General features: G+C 37.6%; 16 protein-coding genes and 1 other RNA gene. All 17 read left to right on the top strand.

The features are described 5' to 3' along the window. The first annotated feature begins 94 nt into the window (after positions 1-94). The 17 genes from CLOAM_RS08555 (at position 95) to dtd (ending at position 18,336) form a co-directional block, all read left to right on the top strand. Entirely contained in the window at positions 95-490 is a 396-nt protein-coding gene (locus tag CLOAM_RS08555; RefSeq protein WP_015425506.1) for a cupin domain-containing protein, read from the top strand. Between the two features lie 172 nt (positions 491-662). Further along, a complete protein-coding gene (locus CLOAM_RS09855; RefSeq protein WP_015425505.1) occupies positions 663-839 on the top strand; it encodes a hypothetical protein in 177 nt (58 codons plus the stop codon). Between the two features lie 60 nt (positions 840-899). Then, a complete protein-coding gene (rsmA, locus tag CLOAM_RS08550; protein ID WP_052293581.1) occupies positions 900-1,682 on the top strand; it encodes a 16S rRNA (adenine(1518)-N(6)/adenine(1519)-N(6))-dimethyltransferase RsmA in 783 nt (260 codons plus the stop codon). Beyond that, complete coding sequence (locus CLOAM_RS08545) at positions 1,633-3,501, top strand: TonB-dependent receptor (protein WP_232502678.1); 1,869 nt, start codon at positions 1,633-1,635, stop codon at positions 3,499-3,501. Before rsmA ends, CLOAM_RS08545 begins: the two co-directional genes overlap by 50 nt. Positions 3,502-3,535: 34 nt before the next feature. Beyond that, positions 3,536-3,634: signal recognition particle sRNA small type (ffs, locus tag CLOAM_RS09440), an RNA gene on the top strand. 121 nt (positions 3,635-3,755) lie between these two features. Further along, positions 3,756-6,635 (top strand): M14 family zinc carboxypeptidase, encoded by a 2,880-nt coding sequence (locus CLOAM_RS08540; RefSeq protein ID WP_015425501.1) that lies wholly within the window; start codon positions 3,756-3,758, stop codon positions 6,633-6,635. A gap of 11 nt (positions 6,636-6,646) precedes the next feature. After that, a complete protein-coding gene (locus CLOAM_RS08535; protein ID WP_015425500.1) occupies positions 6,647-7,138 on the top strand; it encodes a DUF192 domain-containing protein in 492 nt (163 codons plus the stop codon). Further along, positions 7,120-8,016 (top strand): divergent polysaccharide deacetylase family protein, encoded by an 897-nt coding sequence (locus CLOAM_RS08530; RefSeq protein ID WP_044279120.1) that lies wholly within the window; start codon positions 7,120-7,122, stop codon positions 8,014-8,016. The genes CLOAM_RS08535 and CLOAM_RS08530 overlap by 19 nt, the downstream gene beginning before the upstream one ends. A gap of 188 nt (positions 8,017-8,204) precedes the next feature. Continuing rightward, a complete protein-coding gene (locus tag CLOAM_RS08525) occupies positions 8,205-10,730 on the top strand; it encodes a hypothetical protein (RefSeq protein WP_015425498.1) in 2,526 nt (841 codons plus the stop codon). Between the two features lie 405 nt (positions 10,731-11,135). Further along, positions 11,136-12,173, top strand: coding sequence for a rod shape-determining protein (gene mreB / locus CLOAM_RS08520; RefSeq protein ID WP_015425497.1), 1,038 nt, complete (start codon positions 11,136-11,138; stop codon positions 12,171-12,173). Between the two features lie 67 nt (positions 12,174-12,240). Then, positions 12,241-13,005: a rod shape-determining protein MreC gene (mreC, locus tag CLOAM_RS08515; protein WP_015425496.1), complete on the top strand. Its 765-nt coding sequence runs from the start codon at positions 12,241-12,243 to the stop codon at positions 13,003-13,005. Beyond that, entirely contained in the window at positions 12,998-13,690 is a 693-nt protein-coding gene (locus tag CLOAM_RS08510; protein WP_015425495.1) for a coenzyme F420-0:L-glutamate ligase, read from the top strand. Before mreC ends, CLOAM_RS08510 begins: the two co-directional genes overlap by 8 nt. After that, positions 13,690-14,184 (top strand): rod shape-determining protein MreD, encoded by a 495-nt coding sequence (gene mreD / locus CLOAM_RS08505; protein WP_015425494.1) that lies wholly within the window; start codon positions 13,690-13,692, stop codon positions 14,182-14,184. The genes CLOAM_RS08510 and mreD overlap by 1 nt, the downstream gene beginning before the upstream one ends. Further along, positions 14,177-16,084, top strand: coding sequence for a penicillin-binding protein 2 (gene mrdA / locus CLOAM_RS08500; protein WP_015425493.1), 1,908 nt, complete (start codon positions 14,177-14,179; stop codon positions 16,082-16,084). Before mreD ends, mrdA begins: the two co-directional genes overlap by 8 nt. Beyond that, positions 16,074-17,294 carry a rod shape-determining protein RodA gene (gene rodA / locus CLOAM_RS08495; RefSeq protein ID WP_015425492.1) on the top strand — a complete coding sequence of 407 codons (1,221 nt, stop codon included), beginning with the start codon at positions 16,074-16,076 and terminating at the stop codon, positions 17,292-17,294. Before mrdA ends, rodA begins: the two co-directional genes overlap by 11 nt. Next, positions 17,291-17,899 carry a hypothetical protein gene (locus CLOAM_RS08490; RefSeq protein ID WP_044279119.1) on the top strand — a complete coding sequence of 203 codons (609 nt, stop codon included), beginning with the start codon at positions 17,291-17,293 and terminating at the stop codon, positions 17,897-17,899. The genes rodA and CLOAM_RS08490 overlap by 4 nt, the downstream gene beginning before the upstream one ends. Further along, positions 17,899-18,336, top strand: coding sequence for a D-aminoacyl-tRNA deacylase (dtd, locus tag CLOAM_RS08485; RefSeq protein ID WP_015425490.1), 438 nt, complete (start codon positions 17,899-17,901; stop codon positions 18,334-18,336). Before CLOAM_RS08490 ends, dtd begins: the two co-directional genes overlap by 1 nt. Positions 18,337-18,376: the final 40 nt, after the last annotated feature.

The following is an 18,376-nucleotide window of genomic DNA, read 5'->3' as shown; positions in this document are numbered from 1 at the left end:
TAAATTTTATTTTGATTCCCGCTTTTGCAGGAATGCCAAAGGACTTTTAAGGCAAAAATGATATTACAAAATAAATTCCGAGAAGGAGGAAACAATGAAAATTATCCATTACGATGAAGTAGAATTGGAACCCGTAACTGCGGAAGGTGCTGAAAAAGCACAAATCCGCTGGCTGATTGCCCAAAAAGATGGTGCTCCAACTTTTGCAATGCGGATGTTTGAAATTGAACCTGGTGGGCATACTCCCCACCATCAACATAAGTGGGAACATGAAGTTTACTGTCTTTCCGGAAAAGGTGCCTTAGTTACAGACCGGGGAGAAATGGCTTTTGGAGCTGATGACGCAATTTTCGTTGACCCTGATATTTTACATTCATTCAAAAATACAGGAAATGAAACATTGAAGTTTCTCTGTTTGATTCCCCATGAAAAACCGATAATCAAAAAAGCGCTAAATCCCTTTGCCGATGAGGAAGCAAATAACTGTTAAAAAAACGGAAGGTTGATGGACTTCGTTAACCACTTAAAAAGTCAGGAGTGTCACTGCCTTTAATAATTTCACACATCCCTCAATTTTATTTGGCAGTAAGGACTCATGACGACTTTGGTGAAAGGTGAAAAGTATAGAATTATAAAATAATAAACAGAAAAAGGAGAAAACAATGGCAAAAAATAATCGCGGAAAAGGACTGAAAAAAGTTCCTAATCATAGCAGAGGAGAATGTCCTGTCTGCCATAGAACGGGTATAAAACTTCTCTATGAGGTTAAAGTTGGGGAAAAAACCTACAAGGTCTGCAAAAGCTGTAAAGGCATAGCTGCTGAAAAATTAGCTGGTTAAATAATTAAATTCTGCTCTCGCGGGAAAAATACCTTTTATTTGCCGAAAGCACTCTTTTGTATGAAAGCCCTGAAAGCACTCGGGCAGAATTTTCTTACCGATAAATCTATAGCGGAAAAGATTGTTGCCTTGGGTGAATTACAACCGGAAGATAGCGTTTGGGAAATAGGTCCCGGAACAGGTATTTTAACTGACGAAATTATCAAAAACAATGTTCAGTTAAGAGCTTTTGAACTGGACAGGCGATTGTATAAATACCTTTCCGCACGCTATGAAAACAGAATAATATTGGAACAAACGGATATTCTGCAAGTGGACTGGAATTCTCTTATACGGAAAGATGGAACTCCGCTCAAATTAATAGCCAATATTCCCTATCAGATAACCAGTCCGCTTTTAGCTCTTTTGGAAGAATATTCCCGGTTCTTTTCCCGGATTGTATTGATGGTGCAAAAAGAAGTTGCAGAACGGCTTAGCGCCAAACCTGGAAATAAAAATTATGCTCCCTTAACTATCCGTCTGCGTTTGGTTTTTGATATTTCCAGCAAAATACAGGTTAGCAGAGAAAAGTTTAGCCCAATGCCCAAAGTGGATTCTGCGGTTATTTTGCTGCTTCCGCGAGAAAATAAACCGGTTATTAAGCATCCTGAACATTTTCATAAACTTTTGCACGCGGCTTTTGTTCATCGGAGAAAAACACTGGCTAATAATTTGATTCCTGTTTTAGGAAAAGAAAAAACAGAGGAATTGGCAAAGCTTTCGCATATAGATTTTGGCAAAAGAGGAGAAGAACTTGCAGAAGAGGATTTTATTCTGCTTAGTGATTGTTTGGCTGATTTATAGTCCTTTTTTAGCAGCTCAAACTCAGGGACTGGATTGGACAATATATTCCAGTCAGCAGGCATTAAGTATTGAAAATTATATGCAATACAAATATTTTCCTACTGCCGGCACAAACTTAATAATCAGCAGTAAAAGTAATCTTGAAAACCGGCTGAATTTCAATCAGGAAGCCAAAAATGCGGATTTGAATGTCGGTTTTCAAATAGCACGGAAGAAGTTTTTGCACACTCTCAGCTCGGGATATTTAACCTTTTATGATGCCAGTGATCTTGAGCCCTCTGCTTATGTAAATAAAACTGCCACTTTGGGTTATCAGATAAACTATACGCCGGTGGAGAGTTTAAATATAGGTATTTTCAGCAAAGGCATATTCCGCAATGAACAAGATCGCTATGTTAGCGGAAATCTGCTTTCCAGTGAGGGTTATTGGATTGGCTCCGATATTCATTATGCCACTTATTTTTCCAATTCCATAGCCAGTATAGGAACAACTGGCGAACGCAAAAAAATGGATTGGGAGTCCTTTGATTTTGCCCAAGTGAATGCTAACTACAATTTTTACGGTAATTATTTGAATGTGGATTGCCTTGCCAATTACAGCTACCGAAGCGAAGATATTTACATTTTAACTGCTCCGAGACAAAATGAGAATAGGAGCAATTATTCGCTGTCGGATAATCAGTTACGCAGAAATTTAACCTTTGCAGGATCAGTTCAATATTATCCTGATGACAATGTTCAAATTCAATTAAGAGATGACTATAGTCAAAGAAAAACCAGCTACAGCCAAAATGAAATTCGTAATAGCACAGATTATTATAATCTGGCTCAACTGCAATTTGACTATCAGCTGTTTCCAAGTTTGGTTTGGCAAAATAATTTAAGGCATACTTACGCGATTAAGGACTATTATTATGGCCTCAATACAAGGCATACGGAAAACAGGCATTTTGGCAGTCGTGTTAATTGGGAATATAGTGACGGTGATTCTTTAATTGTTGATTATGCTATTGATTTGCAAATAATTAAGTTTCCGGAAGACAACAATCAATGGGATAATGACTTGCTATCTCATAACTTGCTTTGGGGATGGAAACATTATTGGCACGAACGAATTCTTTTGGAAAACTGGTTTGGTTATGGCTTCAGCAAAGATGTATATTTGGATTCCCTGCTTTCTGCAAATAATAAAAGGATTAACAGCTGGACGCTATCTCCCGAATGTAACATTTTGCTGGGAGACCGTTTAGCTTTTTTTCAGGTATATAAAATAAGAGCGGATTATAGTGATTACATCTATAAAACGGGTAAAAACAATACTCTTTATCGTCAGTTGAGTTATCAATATGACCTGGTTTTTGATACTTATCCTTTAATAGCTCGTTCTTTAGACCCGCGTTGGCTAAAACTGCCTTTTCGGAATAGTCCCGATAATGCCTTTATGATTGATCTTGGTTTTGCCTACGAAGAAAATCAATATGCTCAAAAGAGAAAGGAATTTTATGAATTGCAAACCAAAAACAGACGCTGGACTGCCAATATTGATTTCCGTTATGACATTCGGACTTTTTACTTTAGTTTTTCACCTCAATATTCTTGGGGAACCTGGCAGGAATTGACTTTTAATCTTAATTCCGCCTGGCTTTTTAATAATAATTCGTTGTTGGAATTCAAGCTTTCTCCGTTTATTGACGACTTTGAAGAGATTGAGTCCCTAAGTTTACATAACTTCAGCATCAATAAGTTTTTTAGATGTGTTAAACAATGTTCTGAATCAGCGGACTGGCGTTTGTCCACTACCCTGAAATTGCGTTTTTGATTGACAAAATAAGCGAGAGAAAAATCTCTGAATTTGCCAGGCGCAATGCAATAACTGCAAGTGAACTATGTCAGATCAGGAATGAAGCAGCATTAAGCTTTACCAGTTATGTGACATTGTTTGCCTGGCTTTTTCTCTATATTGAAACAAAAATGGTATAATTTATGCTTATTAGTAAGATATAGATTACTACTTGCTTGCGCAGGAATGACAAAGGAATTATTTTTCCCCAATGAAGTTATAAGGATAAGAAAATGAAAAGAGTATTATTTACTTTATGCCTGCTAATTTTAGCCACGGCTGTTTTGGCATATCCTTTACGCATTCAGAGCTGGAACTTGCAAGAGGATATTAAAAAGCTTAATGAACTAAGGGTCAGCATTGATTATGTAAACCTGCAAACAGGTATTATTCACATAGAGGTGCGTAATGATGCGGAAAGGGATAAAATTCATAGTGCAGGAATGCTTACAGAGCTTTTACCCAATCCGGCAGAAGAATATTTTGCTTCTTTGGCAGAAGGTATTAAAGATGGTAGAAGTTATTATACCTTAACCGAATACCAGAATTTTATGCAACAGACGGCAGATCAGTATCCCAATATCTGTCAACTGGTTCAATTTGGCACCAGTGTTCAAAACAGACCTTTACTAATGCTGAAAATAAGTGATAATGTAACGATTGAAGAAAACGAACCGGAGCTTAAATATTTCGGCAGTATTCATGGAGATGAAGTTGTCGGCTACGATATGCTTATCCGTTTAATTCAATTACTTACAACTCAATATGGAATTGACCCGCGGATAACCAATATGGTAAATAACACAGAGATTTGGATAAATCCGATGCTCAATCCAGATGGCTATGCAGCAGGAATACGTTATAATGCTAATGGAATTGATTTGAACAGAAATTTTCCTATGCCTACGGGAGTTCAACATCCGGATGGAGGACCCTGGGCTGCTGAAACAATTGCAGTAATGGATTTCAGTAACGCTCACGATTTTGATTTGGCTCTCAATTTTCATGGAGGTTCCCTTGTTATAAACTATCCCTGGGATTACACTACTACTTTAACTCCGGATAATGATTTGCTCATAGAAATGGCTTTAACCTATTCCCGGGAAAATCTGCCAATGTATAACAGCACCGAGTTTTTACACGGAATAGTTAATGGAGCTGCCTGGTATATTGTTACGGGCAGTATGCAGGATTGGAATTATCACTATACGGATTGTATTGAAATGACTGCTGAAATTAGCAATAATAAATGGCCTCCTGCTTCTACACTGGATACTTATTGGAATGAAAACAGAGAAGCAATGTTAAAATACATTGAGTTTGCCCAAAACGGTGTTAAAGGAATTGTAACCAACTCTTCAGGAACTCCAATTTCAGCTACCATTACTGTAGCAGGAAATTCCAAACTGGAACATACAGACCTGCCAATAGGAGATTATCATCGTTTACTGCTGCCAGGAACCTATCAAATAACTGCTTCTGCTGATGGTTATATACCTCAAACAGTAAATATTACAGTTCCCACAACTGGTTATATTACGCAAAACTTTACTTTGCAACCAGCTATGCTAACAACTTTTGAGGGACAGATTCGCACTCCGGCAGGAAATACATTATATGGAGCAAGTATTACTTTAAAAACCAATCCACCAATTACTGTCCAGTCCGATGCTGAAGGATTATTTTCCTTTAATGTGTATGAAGGTGACTATCAAATTGATATTTCTGCCTTGGATAATGCTACATACACTTATCCTGTCCAAATTAGGCAAAATGACAAACGCAATATCTTTATTATGCAGAATTCGCTCTTCTCTGATAACTTTGAAAACGGACTGGGAAACTGGACTGCAACAGGAACTTGGGGAATTGTAACTTACAATGATTCTAATGTATTAACCGATTCTCCAACGGGAAATTATGGTAATATGCAAAACAATAGCATAACTCTTACAAATCCGATATCGCTTATAAGAGTGTCTAATCCTTATTTGTCTTTCAAGTGTAAATATGTGCTGGAGAATAGCTACGATTTTGTATATGTAGAAGCATCTGCTAATGGAAGCAACTGGATTATTTTAGATAGTTTTACGGGAACCGTAAATTCTTGGATAAATCAAAGCTATTCTCTTGCTTCTTTTGCAGGAGGGCAATTATACCTTAGATTCAGAATAAAAACTGATTGGAGTCAAACTGCCGATGGGATTTATATTGATGATGTTTATATTATAGGGATTAATAATAATATTGTCCTTTATGGAGATGTAACTTCAGAGGGTATAATCAATATGCAGGATATTGCCTTTATCAATCAATATGCCATTGGTCTTGATCCTATTCCAGAAATTGATTTAAGACCATGGGAAGCATATCGGATAACGAATGCCGATGTAGATGGCAATGGCACAATTGATGCTTTTGACAGCTATCTGCTCTGTAAATATATTTATGTCCCTGATTATTCTTTACCTGTGCAAACAGGAATTCCGGAAGAAGTGCCTGTTCCTGTTTTAACAGCAAGCTACAATAATAACCTAAACCTGAATTTCAGCAATATAGATGAACTGAAGTCCCTAACTGTTTCTGTAGCACCCAATTCTATCAATCAGGTTCTTCATTTGGGAATTTACACCAACCAGCCATTTGTGCAGGCAATAAATTATGAAACAGGCACTTATGGTTATGCAGGTTATGAAATTGAACAGCAATCAATATCTATAACTTTAGAACCTAATCCCCAGGATTTTACTCTCTATTATACGGTAAACGGAGTGCCAGGTTCGCAATTTGTAAATATCGGTAATGCTGCAGATGATCCTAATGCTCCTGAAACAGTAACTTATCTTTTGTCCAATAGTCCCAATCCTTTCAATCCGGAAACGACTTTGTCCTTTATGCTGGCAAAAAATAATACCCCGGTCGCGTTGAATATTTATAATCTTAAAGGACAGCTTGTGCGTCATTTGGTTTCCTGTATTTTGCCTTCAGGAAAACACAGTTTTGTCTGGAACGGCTTGGATGATACAGGAAAAGAAGTTAGCTCTGGAGTATATTTATATCGTTTAAGTACTCCCGATTATCAGCAAACCCGTAAAATGTTGCTTGCCAAATAAGAAAGGTATTTATGCCCAAGCGAATTCTTATAATTTTAGGGCTGATCGGGATTTGTTTTCTGTTCAGCTGTAAAAAAACTGCATCACCAACTCCTGAGCCAACACCCAAATATGAATTTCGGCAGGATGGAACTCTGGAAATAATTTCTCCCGAAGGAATTACAAAAGCCACTTTTGCCATAGAAATTGCCGAAAAAGAAGAAGAACTGATGCGGGGCTTAAAATATCGTGAAACAATGGCTGAAAATCAAGCTATGCTGTTTATTTTTGAATTTCCTGATATCTATGATTTTTGGATGCAGGATACTTATCTGCCTTTAGATATCCTGTTTATAGCTTCCGATGGCACTATCAATTATATCTATGAAAAGGCAATTCCTTTCAGTGAAAATAGAATCACACCCAGTTCTCTGCATAAGTATGTTTTGGAAGTGAACACCGGAACAGTGAAGAAATTTAATATTAAAACCGGAGATAAAATAAAGTGGAAAAGACAATCCTAATCATATATTTGCTCTTGGGCTTACTTTTGTTCAGTTGCACAAAAAAAACGGATACAGAAATTCCGGAAGATAAAGTTGAACCTGAACAGATGGAAAAAACAGAAGAAAAAACAGAGAGCAAATCCGTTTCCACCCCGGATATGACAGCTATAGAGTCCTATAAATATACCTGGTCTAATAATACAGATGCTATGCCTCCAGTTGTCATTATTATTGATGATTTTGGCCAAAACGCAGGTCAGTTATTGGATGATTTTTCAGCTCTCCCGAAAGAAATTGCCTTTTCTATTCTTCCGGATTTGCCTTATACGCAAACAGTTGCTCGTTTAGCAGAGAAAACAAATCACGAAACATTGATTCATATTCCAATGCAGGCACTTGATCATCAAGCTAATCCTGGGAAAAGATATATCCGGACAGGGATGGATAAATATGCTATTTCCGATTTATTACAGGATTTTTATGCTCAAATTCCTAATGCTATTGCCGCCAATAATCATATGGGCAGTGAGGTTACTTCCGATCTTGCTACAATGAATATTATTTTGGAAGAACTGGATAATCTTGGTTTATATTTTCTGGATAGCGCTACAACCAATAAAAGCGCAGCTTTTACCGCTGGCAAGAACCTGGGATTGAAAATTGCCAAAAGAGATATCTTTCTGGATGTTCCGGATAATAGTGATGCTACAATTATCAATAAAATTGAGGGCTTAGCAAAATACAAGGGTAGAAATGAGCCGGTTGTAATTATTACCCATTGCCATAATCGCGATAAACTAAACGCTTTACAAAAATTCCTGAAACAGATAGATAATATGGGAATTGAACTGATAAGCGTTTCCCAACTTTTCCGCAAACTTGGATATCCTGCCTAAAAAAGAGAATTGGTTTCACAAAGAGAAAAGAGAAATAATTCAGAATTAAGAATGAGAAGGAGAGATTCCGAACGAGAATAATAGAACGCAGAATAATCTCTTGACAGTTATTCCTTAAATATGTATCCTGTATAAGATGTTTATGTGTTTGAAAAACAGATAAATAATAAGCTATTAGCGAGGTTGAAATGCGACGCATAAGATTTTTGATTTTTGCCCTTGTGTTAATAATGCTCAGTCCGATTTACGGTAAGCATTCCGATAAGTATTTACTGGCGAATTATTCCTATTTTAGATGCTTTCAGAATATTCCCGATTTCTATTATACTTTGCTTGATTCAATGCAAACGGCATATTATAATGCTTCTGTGATAACTTTTTTGCCGGGTGATTTTCCTCAAAGGTCTGACCTTTTACTAAAGGCAATGGATAAACATAAGTTGGATGTTTTGCTTTATGATATGGCATTTACGGAAGGAAGTAAAAATCCGGAATACGGTTCAGAAGCATTTTCCATAGCTAATTACTGGCGTTTTGAAGCAGAATATGATTCTACTTTTACAGAAAATCTGCTGGATGATATGTATTTTTATAACAATTCTTACACTACAGGCACTCCTGTTTTTAATGAGCTTGCTTCCGGAAAATACCTTTTGCAATTAAAAAACGGACAGCCAGGTTATGCCTTTAACAAACTGGAATTCCGGTGGCAGGAAAAGGGTTATACAAAATATAATATAGGTAATGAATTCAGATTCATACAGCGTGAAATGATTGATGGCAGGAAAGGGGATATTAAAGATAATCCTGCAGGCGATGATACTTTATATATTACCATTGCATTTAAATGTTCAAATATACCTGACGATCCTAATACGGAACTGATGCGGTTTTCTTTCAACGGCTTTGATAAGGCAAATAAAGAATGTCAGGTTCGCCATTTTAATACTTATAATTCCAGGTATGGCACGGTTTCTTATCTTACTGTAGGCGAATATAATAAACTTCCCTTAATCACTAAAGATCAGGAAGGCAATTCTGTTTGGCAACATAAGGAAATTGTGCTTAAAATATCTCTGCAAGACCTTTATTATGCAGGGCTTTTAGATAGCAATATAATATGGAAATATTTGCTGATTAACCTCAATCCTCAGATTTATTGGAACGGGAAAGGCGTATTAGAACTTGATTATGTGGAGTTTGAAGATACAATGTATAAACGCCAGAAGACAGATACGGAACTGATTGAAGCTGTCAGAAACAGAATGTATAATCTTTGTTCGCGCTATGACAATATAAAGTATTTCTATTTAACCGATGAACCCACTCAAGGACAATTCAGTTCTTTCCGCCGACTGGAAAAAGATATATTCAAAGACCTGAAAACCTTTGCTCCCAATTGTTCGGGCTTTTATACCTGCTCCATTTTGCACCGGAAAAATGTTATTAAACCGAACAATATGATGTATGATCATATCGGTTTGTATTCTAAAATAGTGGAGCCCGAATTGATTGCTTTTGATATATATCCTCTCTGGGGATGGATGCAATGGAATAACCCTACAGAAAGAAGAGGGGTTCAAAGACGGCTGGATTATGATATGTTAGACCACTATAAACATTATAAAGAACTCTGTATGAAGACAGGAGCTAAATATATGCCCTGTCCACAGTCATACGGAGAATGGAATTATACGGATGCCGAAAATGGTTATTGGGCTTTACTTCGTCCTCCCAAATATATGCAGAAATGTTTACAGCTTTTGCCTCTATGCTATGGAGCAGATGGAATTTTAACCTACAGAATTTATAACCGGATTTATGAAGAAAATGTAATGAAACTCGGTTTCCAGGAATTCACTACCATAGATGTTTCGCCCTCGGGAAAAGTAACCTTCCGCCCAGGTTGGGAGGGCTTAAAAGAAGCAAATCAAAAAATAATTTTTTATGCTGATTACCTTGAACCCCGGGAATGGCTTGATGCAGATGCCATTCTAACTACCGGATATAAAAATCCTGAACAACTGAAACCTGTGATGGTAAAGGCAATTGAAGTTCTACCTCAAAAACTTGTGCAAAATGATGTTGATCTTTACGATGGCTATGTGCAATGCGGTCTCTTTAAAGCAGAAGGAAAATATCCCTATTTTATGTTGGTCAACCGCAGAACGGAATATATTTCTATGGTCAATAACCCAACTCGCTCCGATAGCTTGCTGAATGTTCCTCCCGATAAACTGGATGACCATTTTCTGCCAGCACCACCTCAAACTGTTAAGTTTAATATAGATAACAGCGCTAAAGAAATTTTGGGAAAATATGTAGCTCTTTACGACCCATTTTCTAAGGAGCTGTTTTATTCGGATTCCAATACACCAGAAATTAGTATTGATCCTGGTGATGGACGCCTACTGCAAATGTGCGCAACCCTGCCCAAAAAAGTAGAAGGGAAAGCAGAAATGAACCATCTGGCTATCTTACAAGGAAATATAACCCTGGAGAAAAAAGCGGATGTAACCGTTAAATCGGACTGCAAATTGATCATTAAAGATAATAGCAAAATAACGGTTAAAAAAGGTGCCAAACTGAATATCTTCGGTGAAGTTGAAATTGGAGATAATGTCCAAATTCAAGTCCACAAAGGGGGAACGATCTATTTGAATGAAACCGATTGCAAATGGGGGAAGAATTCTAAAATTAGTGGAGAGAAGTAAAAGAGCATCTGGAGGTCAAGAAGTTTGAGTGCAAATTATATCATATTTTGAAGGAAGAGTTCTTTGTCATTCCTGCATCCAGAGAAGATAAGAAATATTTATGCATTTTCAATCTGAAAGTAATATTGGAAATTTTCACTATGTTTTAGGTGTTTTCGGTGCTACAAAAAAATTCTCTTTTCTCTTTGTAAAAAAATCTGCTTAAATCGGCAAAATCTGTATGCTCTTCTTTCCAATCTGTGAAATCTGTGAAATCTGTGAGATTCCACTTCTGTAAAATCTATGAGAGGTAACAAACCGTTTTTACTTGACATAGCCAACTAAATAAAAAATAAGGTATAAGATAGCAAAATTGTTATTATTAAAATTCATCCTGCTTGCCAGCAGATAATAGAGAGGTCTTGAATGTCCGTATTTGATTTTTTTGGAATGATGGCTAATGACATTGCAATTGATTTGGGAACAGCCAATACTTTGGTCTATAAAAAAAATGGTGGAATTGTGATCAATGAACCCTCGGTAGTTGCTGTTTCAACTGACAACAAAAAGATTATTGCTATAGGCAATCCGGCAAAACTTATGTTGGGTAAAAATCCGGATGAGGTGAGAGTTATCAAACCTTTGAAAGATGGTGTAATTGCCGATTTTCAAGTGACAGAACTGATGTTACGCAATCTTATTTTAAGGGCACAAAAGAAACGCCTTTTAGTCCGTCCCCGAGTAATTGTTTGTGTTCCTTCAGGAATAACGGAAGTAGAAAAAAGAGCTGTGCGCGATAGTGCTTTGCATGCTGGTTCGCGTGAAGTTCATTTAATTGCAGAACCCATTGCTGCAGCTATTGGTGCTGACTTACCTATAGATATGGCTTGCGGAAATATGATTATGGATATTGGAGGTGGCACAAGTGAAATTGCCGTTATTTCCTTATCGCATATAGTTGTTCAAAATTCTATCCGGGTAGGCGGAGATAAAATAGATACCGATATCATAAACTATCTTCGGAAAAAAAGTAATCTTTATGTAGGTGTGCAGACCGCAGAAAAAATCAAGACCACAATTGGCAGTGCCAATCCTTTGAAACAGGAATTAACAATGGATGTGCGCGGAAGAGATATTGTATCCGGTTACCCCGTAACGATTAAGATAACTTCTGAAGAAATTCGGGAAGCAATCTCTGAAACAGTAGCTACAATTATTGATGCCATAAAACGCCTCTTTGAAAGAACTGCTCCCGAGCTTTCTGCCGATATTGCTGAACGGGGAATATTTTTAACCGGTGGAGGTGCTCTGTTAAAAGGACTGGATGAAAAGATACGCAAGACAGTTGATTTACCTGTCCATGTTGTTCCTGATGCATTAGAATGCGTTGTTAAAGGTGCTGGAAAGGTTTTGGATGATATAGACCGTTACCGTCAAGTGCTTATTAAAAGAATTGAGGATTGAACCCGAATTTTCCTCTTCAGGATAAGCTTAGTAAAAATATAATACCCTTTTTTAATAGGGATATAAGATGCTGAAGAAGAACCTTGTTCCCCTAATTTTAATAGTCCTTTCGCTGTTAATGCTAATTGGCAGCAATGAAAGTCGCCTTAAAAAAGCCGGCTGGATGGGTAATACGGTTTTCTTTCCGTTTGTAAGGTCTTTGAAAGCAGTGGAAACCAGGCAGGAATTGAAACAGGAGGTCTTTTCTCTGCGTAAAAGATTAGCAGAAACCACTCTGGAAAATTTAGCTCTGCAAAATGAATTGAAGCAGTATACAAGTGCTTTTTCCATAGCTTTTGATATTGGTGAAGCGGATTTGGTGCAGGCAGAAATTATCGGCATTTCCGGTCAATATCAGGAACTTAATCTGATTGTGGATAAAGGAATTGGCTCCAGAATTCAAATTGATGATCCGGTTATTTCTGCTAATGGTATTGTGGGTAAAATAATTCAGGTTTCGGCAGACCATTCTATTGTTCTGCCTTTTTCCAATCCCCGTTTTCAATTGCCTGTAATGGATTCCCGCACTTCCGTCCAGGGAATTTTACAGGCGGATATTAGTGGCTCAATTGCTATGAATTTAATTAAGCTTGGTTCGGATATTGCAGTTGGTGATACAATTGTAACTTCCAATCTTTCGCGTCTTTTTCCCAAATCCTATCCCGTTGGAACAATAAAACGCATTCGGGAATCGCAGGATAATTTATTTATCAGTGCAGATATCAATCCCTTTACTTTGGTGGAAAACCTGGAACATATCTTTATCTTGAAAAAGGCAGTTAAAAATGAGTAAAAGTAAACAAACAGAGCCCATTATCACAATTGGAGGAGTGAAGTTTGAACGCATTCCTGTTAAAACCAAAATCCTAACTCCTCAGGATGATATTGGTGAAGTTATTAAAGAGTATGCCTTGCCTTTAATGCAACCAGGAGATATTTTAACTATCAGTGAAAGCCCTTTGGCTATTACTCAGGGACGTGCTATTCCAGTTGCGGAAATAAAAGTTTCTCTTTTGGCAAAATTGCTTAGTCGCTTTGTTGCCAAGGTTCCTTATGGCATTGGTTTAGGAGCTCCAACCAGTATGCAATGCGCTATTGAAGAAACAGGTGTTCTCAGAATTCTTTTGGCAGCTTTTATTGGAGCAATAGGTAAACTTTTGGGTAGGAAGGGTGATTTTTACAGAGTGGCAGGTATGCAAGCCGCTTTAATTGATGCTGCAACTACTTCTCCTGTTCCACCTTACACGGATATGGTGATTAAAGGTCCTTTGCATCCCAAAGAGGTCTGTGAGGACTTACATTCCCGTTTTGGTTATGAATTTGCCGTTATGGACATTAATGATATTGGCGGTTGTTGGATGATTGGCAGTAGCCCAAATGTCAGTAAACACTTTATGGAAAAAGTAATGAAAGATAATCCTCAAGGTCAGGGTGACGAATTAACTCCTTTTTGCATCGTGCGTAGAGTGGATAACTAATGGTTTGGAAAGGAATTTGGAGTTTTATTCTGGGTTTGTTCTTTTTGTATCTCCAAATTCTGGTGATGCCTGCTTTAGCTATCTGGAATGTTATTCCTAATATTCTTTTACCTTGGTTGATTTATACGGTTTGGACTCGTCCGCGAGACCTTGCTTTGATTGTGGTTTTTATTATTGGACTGATGTTTGATTCGGTAAATCCGATGACTTTTGGCTTGTATGCCTTTGTATTTTGTCTGTTGGCTTTAGCCATCAATGAATTTCGCAAGCCCTTTGAGATGGAAAGTTTTGTAGCCAAGATGCTCACTATTGGAATTGTCAATCTGCTTTTCTCTATTATTCAATTGCTTGTTTTCGGGGTAACTTTCAGTTTTGCCAGTCCGCTTTTAACAAAATCACTGCTTGGTTTTGGCTATAATGTTTTGTTATCTTTAATTGTTTTTTGGGGTTTGCAGCTTTTAAGCAAAGTCCGTTTAAACATCAGCAATGATTAAAAATCAAACGACTGTAACCTTTTCCCTTGTTCTGGCAATTCTTTTTCTTCTTTTGGCTATATCTCTTTTTCGTTTGCAGGTTGTTGAAGGAGCTAAATATCAACGCATTGCGGAAAGCAACTTTGTCCGTATTAGAAGAATAACTGCCACCCGGGGAGAAATTTATGACCATAAATATAGACCTATAGTGCAAAATGTGCCTTCTCAAAATCTCTATTTAACAAGCGGCAAGATAAAGAATTTACCTGATTTAAGCAAATTTCTGGAACGCAATTTCGGCATTTCTGAAAGTGAATTGAAAGACCTCATCTTTAAACAGAGGTTTAAGACCTACGAAGAAATCTTGCTGGCAGATAATATCCCTTATGAAACGGTGCTGACTTTAAGTGAAGAACTGAATTATTATCCGGAGCTTTCCTTTCGCATTGGCTCCACCCGCAATTATCTTTATCCTAATCACTTTACCGGTTATGTAGGAAGGATTAACGAGCAAGAATATGAACTTTATCAGAAAGAGGATTATTCCCTCAATAGCTATATCGGAAAAACAGGTCTGGAACGCTATTACGAAGTTCTTTTACGCGGAAAAGACGGCAGGGAAATTGTTCAGGTAGATGCTCAAGGACATAGTTTACAGCTTTTTGAAGAAGGGGGATATATAGAACCCTTGAATGGGCTTTCTCTTGTGTTGACTATTGATAATGATCTGCAGGAATTTGTTGCCGGTATTTTTCCCGAAGGAATGAAAGGAGCAATTGTTGTAAGTGACATTCGCAGCGGAGGTATTCTTGCTTATGTTAGCAAGCCGGATTATGATCCTAATCTCTTTATGCAAAAAATTTCGCCCGAAACCTGGGAGTATCTGAATCGTGCAGAAAAGCCAATGATGGATAGAATCATCTACGGAACTTATCCTCCGGGTTCCGTTTTTAAACCTGTAACCGCAGGAATCGGTTTGGACAGGGGTTTGGTTACACCGGAAACGCGTTTGGCTTTTTGTGCTGGAGGACTTAAAGTTGGCAACCGTTTTTTCCGTTGTTGGTATAGCAGTGGGCATGGTAGTACCAGTATTGTTGACGCTTTAAGGGTATCCTGTGATACATATTTTTACGATTTGTCGTTGAAGATAAATTTGGACGATTTTTATAACTATGTGCGCGATTCACATTTGTATGGAAGAACAGGGATTGATTTGCCTAATGAAAGGCAGGGTTTTTTTCCCAATACCGAATGGTACAGAAAGACCTTTGGCAAACAGGAAGGTATTATAGGACACAAAGTTAATTTGGCAATTGGCCAGGGAGAAGTGCTAACAACACCTTTACAGATAAATGCCTTTTATGGAGCTATAGCCAATAATGGTTTATGGGTTCAGCCACATTTATTAAAACAAACTGTAGGCAGGGGGCGCCTTACCCGCGAACAGGTTATGCCTTTAACAAAAAAGAAGTTACCTATGAAACCGGAAACCCTGAAAACAATTCAACAGGGTTTATGGTCTGTTGTAAATGCTCCAGGTGGAACAGGAGCTAATGCCAGAATTAACGGAGCCACAATATACGGTAAAACCGGTTCCGCAGAAAATGTGATGGGCAGAAAAACACATGCCTGGTTTTGTGGCTATCTGGTTACAAATAAACCGGAAATTGTAGTTACCGTTTTTTTGGAAAATGCAGGTGGCGGCGGAGCTATGGCTGCTCCTCTAACAGCTAAGATTTTTAACTATTATATGGGTAATCTGGAAATTATTAAACAGGTTGCACCTTTGCCTCCTCAATTCAGAACTGCCGAAGGAATTGAGGAAGAAGAACAGGAACAGGGAATAGAGGATAGCGGATTTTTAACACCGGAAACGGAACCTTCTGTAAGCCAACCCCAGGAAGAGAGTAATGTTCATTAACCGAAAAAAGTTTGATTTTGTGCTTTTTACTCTTTTACTGCTGTTGATTATTTTTGGCTGTTTAATTATTTTCAGTGCTTCTACAACGGTTATCGGGGGTCAGATACACACAGAAAACAACTGGTGGAAACAAATTATCTTTGCATTCCTTTCTTTAGGAGTAATTCTTTTGCTGTTACGCCTTCCGATGCCTATTTTTGACCTTCTAATTTTACCGCTTTATATTCTTAATATCCTGGCTTTAATTTTAGTGTTTTTCACGCCTGCAGTGAGTGGAGCTCACCGTTGGTTTTCTTTAGGAGGAATAAATCTTCAGCCCTCGGAAAGTGCCAAATTACTTACCATTTTATTAGTAGCCAAAGTTATTTCCAAAGAGAATTTAAATGAATACAAGCAGATACTTTATGGCTTTTTGTTAACTCTATTGCCTGCTTTGCTTATTATTCTTGAACCTGATTTTGGCACAACTCTTGTTTTTTGGGCAGCGCTAATTGCAATGTTGATTGCAGCGGATGTTCCGCTATATTTTATTCTCTTGATAATCAGTCCGGTTATAAGTGTAATCAGTTCTGTTTGGTTGCCTGCCATTCCTTTTTGGATTGCGATTTTGGTTATTTTATTGTTAAAATCCCATCTTTCCTGGGTAGCGATTACTGTTTCGGGCATCATCAATGTTTTTATAGCTTTGATAACACCTGTGTTTTGGATTGGATTGAAGGATTATCAACAAAATCGGATTTTAACTTTTATGGACCCCACTCGCGATCCTTTAGGAGCGGGTTATCAAATTATTCAAGCCAAAATTGCTATTGGTAGCGGTTCTGTTTTTGGCAAAGGTTGGCTGAAAGGAACGCAAAAGAATATGAAATTTTTACCGGAACATCATACGGATTTTATTTTTTCCGTGTTGGGGGAAGAATTCGGTTTTATCGGTTGTATGCTTTTACTGTTGTTGTTTGTGGCTTTTTTCTTGCGTCTTATTCATAATCTCGGAGAATTGAAGGTGCGCGAAAGAAAAGTTGCCACGGCAGGTATTTCGGCTTATCTTATGTTTCAGACCTTCATCAATATTGGAATGAATATTGGTCTGGTTCCAGCCACGGGGATTCCGTTACCGTTTATAAGTTATGGAGGTTCTAATTTATTAGTAAATTCTATTGCCGTGGGAGTTGTTCTAAAATATTTAAACGAAAGGGGTTTTATTAAATGACTAAGCGTTTATTTGGTCCTTGCTTATTGGTCTTGCTGTTAATTTTTATCGGCTCCTGTTCTACAGTTACTACTTTAAGTTTCACCGAACGGGATGTGAAAGATAGCCCAAACCTGATTAAGAATAATAGTTTCAGTCCCTATTCCACTATTGGAGAAGAAGCTTTAAAGGGTTGGATGGTTATTCTTAATCCCAAGGAGACCAGGGAAAGCCCTGTAGTTATTGATCCGGAAGTGACTTTGGAAGGGAAAACATCTCTGCGGATTGATGCTTCTGATAATTCTGTTTTGATTTTAAGTGAGCCATTTAATGTGCGTCGCTATGGGGGTTATTATTTAAGATGTTATTTTAAAACTAATTCTCCTCATCCGCCACGACCACAGTTACGCTTTATTGTCTTTAAAGAAAATGGCAAAATTGTCAATCGTTTCAAAATAAAAGCCAAAGTAAACGAGGACTGGGAACGCGCTACAATTAGTGCCGGTTTTATTAAACCAGGTGCCCGTTTTGGACGCCTTGGAATTTATATTCCTCCTTTTAAAGAAGGGTCTATCTGGATTGACGATACCGGCTGCTTTGAAGTGCATGGCTTTAAAATTGACTGATGCGTATTACCCTGCAAAGAGTTAGTAAAGCAATCTGCTATGTAGATAACGAAATTGTCGGCAAAATAGAGAACGGTCTTCTAATTTTTGTCGGTTTTGCTACTAACGATGCCTTTGAAATTTTACCTCTTGCTGTGCGGAAATGTTTGGAACTGCGTATATTTAATGATGAAAATGACAAAATGAATAAAAGTGTTTTAGATATTCAGGGTTCGGTTTTAGTTATTTCTCAATTTACCCTCTATGCCAATTGTAAAAGGGGACGCAGACCCGATTTTACCCAATCTGCTTCTCCGGAAAAAGCAAAAGAACTCTATGAGGAATTTGTGCATCTGTTTAAACAGAACAATATTAATGTCCAAACAGGTATTTTTGCCGCAAAAATGCAGATAGAACTTGTAAATGAAGGTCCGGTTACTATCAACCTTGAATTCTGAGGTTTTTTTCACAAAGAGAAAAGAGAATGAAGAACAGAAG

This window comes from Candidatus Cloacimonas acidaminovorans str. Evry, assembly GCF_000146065.2.
Taxonomy (GTDB): Bacteria; Cloacimonadota; Cloacimonadia; order Cloacimonadales; family Cloacimonadaceae; genus Cloacimonas; species Cloacimonas acidaminivorans.
The sequence above is the reverse complement of the archived record's forward strand: the minus strand, read 5'-3'. Positions and strand labels throughout refer to the sequence as shown.

Coding starts and splice junctions, on each gene's coding strand:
- CLOAM_RS08555 (WP_015425506.1), top strand. CDS start 95: ATGAAAATTATCCATTACGATGAAGTAGAATTGGAACCCGTAACTGCG.
- CLOAM_RS09855 (WP_015425505.1), top strand. CDS start 663: ATGGCAAAAAATAATCGCGGAAAAGGACTGAAAAAAGTTCCTAATCAT.
- rsmA (WP_052293581.1), top strand. CDS start 900: ATGAAAGCCCTGAAAGCACTCGGGCAGAATTTTCTTACCGATAAATCT.
- CLOAM_RS08540 (WP_015425501.1), top strand. CDS start 3,756: ATGAAAAGAGTATTATTTACTTTATGCCTGCTAATTTTAGCCACGGCT.
- CLOAM_RS08535 (WP_015425500.1), top strand. CDS start 6,647: ATGCCCAAGCGAATTCTTATAATTTTAGGGCTGATCGGGATTTGTTTT.
- CLOAM_RS08525 (WP_015425498.1), top strand. CDS start 8,205: ATGCGACGCATAAGATTTTTGATTTTTGCCCTTGTGTTAATAATGCTC.
- mreB (WP_015425497.1), top strand. CDS start 11,136: ATGTCCGTATTTGATTTTTTTGGAATGATGGCTAATGACATTGCAATT.
- mreC (WP_015425496.1), top strand. CDS start 12,241: ATGCTGAAGAAGAACCTTGTTCCCCTAATTTTAATAGTCCTTTCGCTG.
- CLOAM_RS08510 (WP_015425495.1), top strand. CDS start 12,998: ATGAGTAAAAGTAAACAAACAGAGCCCATTATCACAATTGGAGGAGTG.
- mreD (WP_015425494.1), top strand. CDS start 13,690: ATGGTTTGGAAAGGAATTTGGAGTTTTATTCTGGGTTTGTTCTTTTTG.
- mrdA (WP_015425493.1), top strand. CDS start 14,177: ATGATTAAAAATCAAACGACTGTAACCTTTTCCCTTGTTCTGGCAATT.
- rodA (WP_015425492.1), top strand. CDS start 16,074: ATGTTCATTAACCGAAAAAAGTTTGATTTTGTGCTTTTTACTCTTTTA.
- CLOAM_RS08490 (WP_044279119.1), top strand. CDS start 17,291: ATGACTAAGCGTTTATTTGGTCCTTGCTTATTGGTCTTGCTGTTAATT.
- dtd (WP_015425490.1), top strand. CDS start 17,899: ATGCGTATTACCCTGCAAAGAGTTAGTAAAGCAATCTGCTATGTAGAT.